The following is a 6858-nucleotide window of genomic DNA, read 5'->3' as shown; positions in this document are numbered from 1 at the left end:
TGTTAAGGAGGTGGGAAAATCTTGCCGGGCAAATATGGTTAGCGCGCCGTTATTGCCGGGTGTTTCCGGCCCCACCGAAAACACAAACCATTGATTAGAAACAGATTTTAGAGTTGGCACGGCTTTCGCTGTCTCCCTTTGCGAACCCGCCGGCTTGGGAGAGCTGAACGGTTCTTTGAAGACCCGATCGAGACCGCCTTGGGAGAGGCGCCGCGGACGGGATTCGTTAAGAGGGGAGATCGACCGGTGGAGAATGCGCTTCTCATCGGATTGTCGCGGCAGATGGTGCTGGAGCGGCAACTCGACGTCGTTGCCAACAACGTCGCCAACGTCAACACCAACGGCTTCAAGGCCGATCAGCAGCTGTTCGAGGAGTATCTCTCCTCCGGCGCGCATGAGGACAATTTTCCGGGCGCCGCCCGCAAGGTTTCGTACGTCCAGGATCGCGGCACCTACCGCGACTTCACCCAGGGCTCGATGGAGCGCACCGGCAACGCGCTCGACGTCGCGATTTCCGGCGACGGCTTCCTGACGGTGCAGACCGCCGGCGGCGAGCGCTACACCCGCGACGGCAATCTGCACATGAACAATATCGGCCAGCTCGTGACCGCGGCCGGCGACCCCGTGCTCGGCACCGGCGGCCCGATCGTGTTCCAGCCGACCGACCACGACATCAACATCTCGCCGGACGGCACCGTCACCGTCGTCGAGGGCGTCAACCGCACCGACTCGATCCGCGGCAAGCTGCGCATCGTCAACTTCACCGATCCGCAACAGGCCCAGAAGCAGGGCAACAACCTCTACGCCGCGGTCGGCGGCGCCACCGCGCAGCAGGACACGAAGTCCACCGTCCAGCAGGGCTACATCGAGAAGTCGAACGTCAGCGCGGTCGGCGAGATGAGCAAGATGGTCGAAGTGATGCGTGCCTACACCCAGGTCGCCAACATGCTGCAGGTCCAGAGCGACATGCGCAAGAGCGCGATCGAGAAACTCGCCGACGTTCCGGCCTGACCACGACAGACTTTGAAGGAGACGTGACATGCAGGCGCTTCACACCGCTGCGACCGGAATGGCGGCCCAGGAACTCAACGTCCAGGTGATCTCCAACAACATCGCCAACCTCCGCACGACCGGCTTCAAGAAGCAGACGGCGGCGTTCCAGGACCTGATCTACGAGCACATGCGCCGGGTCGGCGCGCAGTCGTCGGACCAGGGCACGATCCTGCCCGTCGGCATCGACATCGGCGGCGGCGTCAAGACCGTCGGCACGCCGCGCTCGATGACGCAGGGCACGCTGTCGCAGACCGGCAACGACCTCGACCTCGCGATCTCAGGCGAAGGCTTCTTCAAGATCCTGATGCCGGACGGCACCTTCCAGTACACCCGCGACGGCACCTTCCAGATGGACAACCAGGGCCGCATCGTCACCGCCCAGGGCAACCCGGTGCAGCCGACCATCACGATCCCGCAGAACGCCTCGGGCATCACGGTCAACTCGCAGGGCCAGGTCTCGGTGACCTTGCCGGGCTCGACCACCTCGAACATCATCGGCCAGCTCCAGGTCACCCGCTTCATCAACAAGGCCGGCCTGCAGCCGGTCGGCAACAACCAGTTCACCGACACGCCCTCCTCCGGCGCGCCGCAGGACGGCGTCGCCAACCAGGACGGCCTCGGCAGCATCACCCAGGGCAGCCTCGAGCAGGCCAATGTCGACGTCGTCAGCGAGATGAGCGAGCTGATCGCCGCCCAGCGCGCCTATGAGATGAACGCCAAGGTCATCTCCGCCGCCGACCAGATGATGCAGTCCACCACCGCGCTGTTCCGCTGAGGCCTGAAGGGAGATCACCATGATGACCCGTACCGCCCGCCCCATCCTCCTGGCAGCCGCCCTGCTCGCCTCGACCGCTTTGTCGGCCTTCGCCGGCGAGGCCGACGACCAGATCAAGGCGCCCGTGCTGCGCGCGACCGTCAACGTCACCGGCGACATCGTGCGCGTCGGCGACCTGATCGACAATGCCGGGGTCGCCGCCAACATCGCCGTATACCGCGCCCCCGATCTCGGCACCACCGGCGTGCTGCCGGCCGCGCAGGTGATCGCGACCTTGCGCAATCACCAGGTCATCGGCGTCGACGTCCGCGACATCAAGGAGGTCGCGGTCACCCGGCTCGCCCGCGCCGTCGATGCGAAGGAGATCAGCGGCGCGGTCGCCCAGGCGCTCGAGCACCGCAACGGGCTCGGCGATGCCACGAGCCTCAGCATCAGCTTCGACCAGCCGGTCCAGGACCTGAAGTTCGAGGCCTCCAGCAACGGCACGCTGGCCCCGACCAATATCCGCTTCGACCCGCGCACCGGCCGCTTCGACATCGCTTTCGAGCTCGGCAATGCCGGCGGCACCGCCCCGACCAAGCTGCGCTACACCGGCACGGCGATCGAGACCGTCGAGGCTATGGTGCTGACCCGCAACATCGACCGCAACGAGGTGATCCGGTCGAGCGACCTGCAGGTCGAGCGGCGGCCGCGCGCCGAGCTCGGCGGCGCCGAGCCGGCTTCGCGCGAGCTGGCTGTCGGCATGCAGATGCGCCGCCCGGTCCGGGCCGGCCAGGCCCTCAAGGCCACCGACCTCGCCAAGCCGGACCTCGTCCAGCGCGACCAGGCCGTGACGCTGATCTACCAGACCGCCGGCATCTATCTCACCACGCGCGGCAAGGCGCTGGAGTCGGGCACCGAGGGCGATGTCGTCAACGTGCTCAACTTGCAGTCCAAGCGCACCGTCACCGGCCGCGTCAGCGGCCGTGGCCAGGTTTCGGTCGACATCGCCGTCGCCAAACCGGCCCAGACCTCCGAAGCCGACATCACGGCGCCGGTCTCCGTCGCCAGCCGCCTGCCCTCCTCCGCCACCCCGAAAGCCGAGTAAGTTTCATGTCCAAGTTCAAGTTCAATGGTCAGGGCGTTTCGGGTCTGCGGCGCATCGCGCTGATCTCGGTGTCCTTCGCGGTGCTGTCGGTCGCGGGCGGATGCTCCTCGATCGATCGGCTCAGCCAGATCGGCGAGCGGCCGAAGCTGACTGAGATCGACAATCCGACCACGCAGCCCGGCTACAAGCCGGTGCAGATGCCGATGCCGAAGCCGGAGACCGTGTCCTACGCGCCGAACTCGCTGTGGCGCAACGGCTCGCGCGCCTTCTTCAAGGACCAGCGCGCGCACCAGATCGGCGATCTGCTGACCGTCACTGTCAGCATTTCCGACAAGGCCAACTTCGCCAACGAGACCCAGCGCAGCCGCACCAACAAGGAAGATTCGGGGATCACCGACTTCATCGGCTCGAAGACGCTCGGCGTGCAGGCCCAGAAGGTGCTGCCCGGCCGCATCCTCACCGCTGACGGCACCTCGTCGTCCGACGGCAAGGGCACGATCCAGCGCTCGGAATCCTTGACCACCAGCGTCGCGGCGGTCGTGACCCAGGTGCTGCCGAACGGCAACCTGGTCGTCGAGGGCAAGCAGGAGATCCGCGTCAACTACGAGATCCGCGAGCTGATCGTCGCCGGCATCGTGCGCCCCGAGGATATTCAGAGCGACAACACCATCGACAGCACCAAGATCGCCCAGGCCCGCATCTCCTATGGCGGCCGCGGCCAGATCACCGACGTCCAGCAGCCGCGCTACGGCCAGCAGGTGATGGACATCCTGCTGCCGTTCTGAGCCGGACACAGCCAGCTCCGACCGGGCGAAGCGCCCGGTCATTCAAGACACCGCCGGCCTGATCTGGTCAGTTCGGCTCCCCAGAAGAAACAACGAAGGACATGACGAAAATCCCTCCCGATCCGGGAGGGTCAGGCAAGGACCGGCCGAGCGCGACACGGAAATCCGCCGCAGCCGCCGCCCTTCTCCTGAACACGAGCTCCCACATTGCCCAACGCGAACCTAGGCGCCGCGGGCAGTGTATACGCGGCCTCCGGTAGCTCCCCTGCCGGAGGCCGTGTTCGTTTCGAGCTGCGGAAGGCGAACGCGCGCTCACGGGAGCCTGATGCCTCGATGGACCAGGCGCCACAGAGCCAAGAGGACTTGACGAGAACCAAATTTTTGTTCACTTTTTGTTCTATACCGCTACGGATGTTACGCGTTCTTGCATTTCGTACCAAAAATGGTACACTTCAATGAAGCGCCTGCCGGCCTTCTTCTACGCCCTTCCGTCCGGCCGCGAGCCGGTTCGGGATTGGCTCAAAGAGTTGTCGTTCGAGGATCGCCGAGCGATCGGCGAGGACATCAAAGACGTTGAGTTCGCCTGGCCTATCGGGTTGCCTCTGTGCCGACCTCTGAGAGAGGGTCTCTGGGAGGTGCGCAGCAGTCTACCGCAGGGCCGCAACGCTCGCGTGATTTTCTGCGAGCGGGATGGCCGCATGATCCTGCTCCACGCCTTCATCAAGAAGAGCCCGAAAACTCCGGCGTCCGATATCGAATTGGCCCTCAAGCGCATGAAGGACATTGCGTGATGCGGACACCGAAGAAGACCGGCAAGGTCGGCTCCGCCTTCGACGATTTTCTGAAGGAAGACGGCCTCTACGAGATCGTGACGGCGCGGGCGATCAAGCGCGTGCTGGTCCGGCAGCTTGAAGAGTTGATGCAGCGAGAGGCTCTTTCCAAGACCGAACTGGCCGCGCGGATGGAGACCAGCCGGGCTCAGCTCGACCGGTTACTCGATCCGGACAATGAGTCGGTGACTCTCGGGACGCTAGCGCGCGCCGCCAGAGCCGTTGGACGTCATCTGCACATGGAGCTCGTCTGACCGGCACGACGTTCGGACGAACTTTGCCGCGGCCCGAAGCCGCGTGCGCCTCGCATACGTCAGCCCGCGTAGGTGAACGCCGCCTCCACCACGCCGAGCCCGTCCAGCTCCATCCGCACCCGGTCACCGGGCTTGAGCCAGACCGTCTTGACCAGGCTGCCGGTCAGCACCAGCTGCCCGGCCTCGAGCCCGTCACCGCGGGAGGCGAGATGGTTGGCGAGCCAGGCGAGCGCGTGCAAGGGGTGGCCGAGCACGTCGGCGCCGGTGCCCTGCCCGGCCAAGGCACCGTTCACGAAGGCGCGGCCCTGCACGGCGGCGAGGTCTCCGGCGGCGTCGCGCGGGACGGCGGGTCCCAGCACACAGCCCGCGGCAAAGAAGTCGTCCGCCACCAGGGTCGGCGCGCCCATGGTCTCCCATTGCACATAACGGTCGTCGACGATCTCGATCGCCGCGTGACAATCGCCGATCGCGTCCGCGACATGGGCGATGGTGAAGGGCGCATCGAGCGGTAGCAGGTCCTTCGCGAGCCGCACCGCGATCTCGCATTCGACGCCGACCCGGACGTAATCGGCCGCGCGCAGCGTGACGCCCGAGGCGTGGACGCCGCCCGCGAACACGCCGCCGGCGCAAGGGTGCGCAATGCCGATATAGTCCTGCATCACCTTGCTGGTGCAGCCGATCTTGTAGCCGGCGAAATCGCCGATGTGCTCGGCAAGCAGCCAGTGAGCCTCATGCTGGATCTCATAGCCGGCCGCTTCATCCTTCGGCTGAAGATGAGCCGGCAACGCCGCCAGCTTCGTCCGCTCGCGGCGGGCAGCCACGATCAATTGCGCGGCGGCAAGGACCTCGTCTGCTCCCATGGTCGTTCAACTCCCGCTGTCAGCCGCCCGAAGCGGCCTCTCAGATTTTATGGTTAACAGCCTGTCAGGATACAGCTTTTACGGCCCGCCCCATCCCTTCGCGACGGCTTCACGCCGCGCTTGAAGCGCCACCGCACCGCTGAGACTTCGCTTCAGCCGCGTCACGGCCGCACCAGCCCAAGCTTGAGCAGGCTCTCCGCGGTGGCGACGATGATCTCATCATTCGGTCGCGGATGCCAGCCGAGCAGGCGCCGCGCCTTGTCGCCGGAGGCGGCCCGGCGCAGCCCGAGCAGCGGCTTGACGTCGCGCAATTGCGGGACGCCGAGCGCCACGATGCGGGCCAGCCAGTTCGGCATCTCGAGCCGCGGCGTGCGCCGCCCCGCCTCGCCCATCCGCCTCCGCAGCACGGCGGCGATCTCGAGGATCGACAGCGGCGGCCCGGCGACGGCCAGGAACCGCTCGCTCTTGGCGGCCGGGTCGGTCATCGCCCGCAGATGCAGGTCGGCGACATCACGGACGTCGACCAGGCCGAGATGGATCCTGGGCGCCACCGGCGCCCGGCCCTGCATCAGCGCCTGCACGAGCGCGATCGACGGCGAGAAGTCCGGACCCAGCACCGGGCCGAGCACGGCGACCGGACAGATGGTCGCGAGTTCCAGCGCGCCACCCTCGCTGGCGAGAAACTCCCAGGCGGCACGCTCGGCCATGGTCTTGGACCTGGGATAAGGCTGCACATCGGGACCATCGAGGTCGGTCCAGTCGGTCTCGTCGAAAGGCGCCTCCCGCGGCCCGTGGCCATAGGCGACGGCAGAGAAGGACGAGGTCAGCACCACGCGCTTCACGCCGGCGTCGCGGGCCGCCCTCAGCACCCGCAAGGTGCCGTCGCGCGCCGGCACGATCAGCTCGTTCTCATCCTTCGGGATGTAATCCGGCAGCGGCGAAGCGATGTGGAGGACGTAGTGGCAGCCCGCCGCGGCCGCGCGCCAGCCGTCATCCCTGGTCAGGTCGGCGGCATGAAAGGACACGGCCAAGGGATCGACCGCGCCACCCCGGGCGAGCGTGGCCCGGACCTCGTTCTGCCGAGCGAGGCTGCGCAGGGTCGCGCGCACGCGATGGCCCGCGGCCAGAAGCTGAAGGATCACATGCGTGGCGATAAAGCCGGAACCGCCGGTGACCAGGACCTCGCTCATCGCGTTGCCTCTCCTCCCTCATCA

General features: G+C 66.5%; 8 protein-coding genes. 6 read left to right on the top strand and 2 right to left on the bottom strand.

Features of this window, described 5'->3' with window-relative positions:
- Positions 1 to 246 precede the first annotated feature (246 nt).
- The 6 genes from flgF (at position 247) to BRAS3809_RS12730 (ending at position 4784) form a co-directional block, all read left to right on the top strand.
- On the top strand, positions 247 to 1011 hold the full coding sequence (gene flgF, locus BRAS3809_RS12755) for a flagellar basal-body rod protein FlgF (protein WP_008962508.1): 765 nt from the start codon (positions 247 to 249) through the stop codon (positions 1009 to 1011).
- Between the two features lie 28 nt (positions 1012 to 1039).
- Positions 1040 to 1828, top strand: a complete 789-nt coding sequence (gene flgG, locus BRAS3809_RS12750; RefSeq protein WP_008962507.1) for a flagellar basal-body rod protein FlgG — start codon at positions 1040 to 1042, stop codon at positions 1826 to 1828.
- A gap of 19 nt (positions 1829 to 1847) precedes the next feature.
- Positions 1848 to 2915, top strand: coding sequence for a flagellar basal body P-ring formation chaperone FlgA (flgA, locus tag BRAS3809_RS12745; protein WP_008962506.1), 1068 nt, complete (start codon positions 1848 to 1850; stop codon positions 2913 to 2915).
- Between the two features lie 5 nt (positions 2916 to 2920).
- Positions 2921 to 3700: a flagellar basal body L-ring protein FlgH gene (gene flgH, locus BRAS3809_RS12740; protein WP_008962505.1), complete on the top strand. Its 780-nt coding sequence runs from the start codon at positions 2921 to 2923 to the stop codon at positions 3698 to 3700.
- A 455-nt stretch (positions 3701 to 4155) separates the two neighbouring features.
- Positions 4156 to 4491 carry a type II toxin-antitoxin system RelE/ParE family toxin gene (locus tag BRAS3809_RS12735; protein WP_008962504.1) on the top strand — a complete coding sequence of 112 codons (336 nt, stop codon included), beginning with the start codon at positions 4156 to 4158 and terminating at the stop codon, positions 4489 to 4491.
- Entirely contained in the window at positions 4491 to 4784 is a 294-nt protein-coding gene (locus tag BRAS3809_RS12730; protein ID WP_008962503.1) for a helix-turn-helix domain-containing protein, read from the top strand. Before BRAS3809_RS12735 ends, BRAS3809_RS12730 begins: the two co-directional genes overlap by 1 nt.
- A 59-nt stretch (positions 4785 to 4843) precedes the next feature.
- On the opposite strand, the gene BRAS3809_RS12725 is transcribed toward BRAS3809_RS12730, so the two are convergent.
- Positions 4844 to 5644 (bottom strand): 2-keto-4-pentenoate hydratase, encoded by an 801-nt coding sequence (locus BRAS3809_RS12725; RefSeq protein ID WP_008962502.1) that lies wholly within the window; start codon positions 5642 to 5644, stop codon positions 4844 to 4846.
- A gap of 161 nt (positions 5645 to 5805) precedes the next feature.
- A complete protein-coding gene (locus BRAS3809_RS12720) occupies positions 5806 to 6834 on the bottom strand; it encodes an SDR family oxidoreductase (protein WP_008962501.1) in 1029 nt (342 codons plus the stop codon).
- Positions 6835 to 6858 lie beyond the last annotated feature (24 nt).

The sequence above is a fragment of the Bradyrhizobium sp. STM 3809 genome, assembly GCF_000239795.1.
Classification (GTDB): Bacteria; Pseudomonadota; Alphaproteobacteria; order Rhizobiales; family Xanthobacteraceae; genus Bradyrhizobium.
The sequence above is the reverse complement of the archived record's forward strand: the minus strand, read 5'-3'. Positions and strand labels throughout refer to the sequence as shown.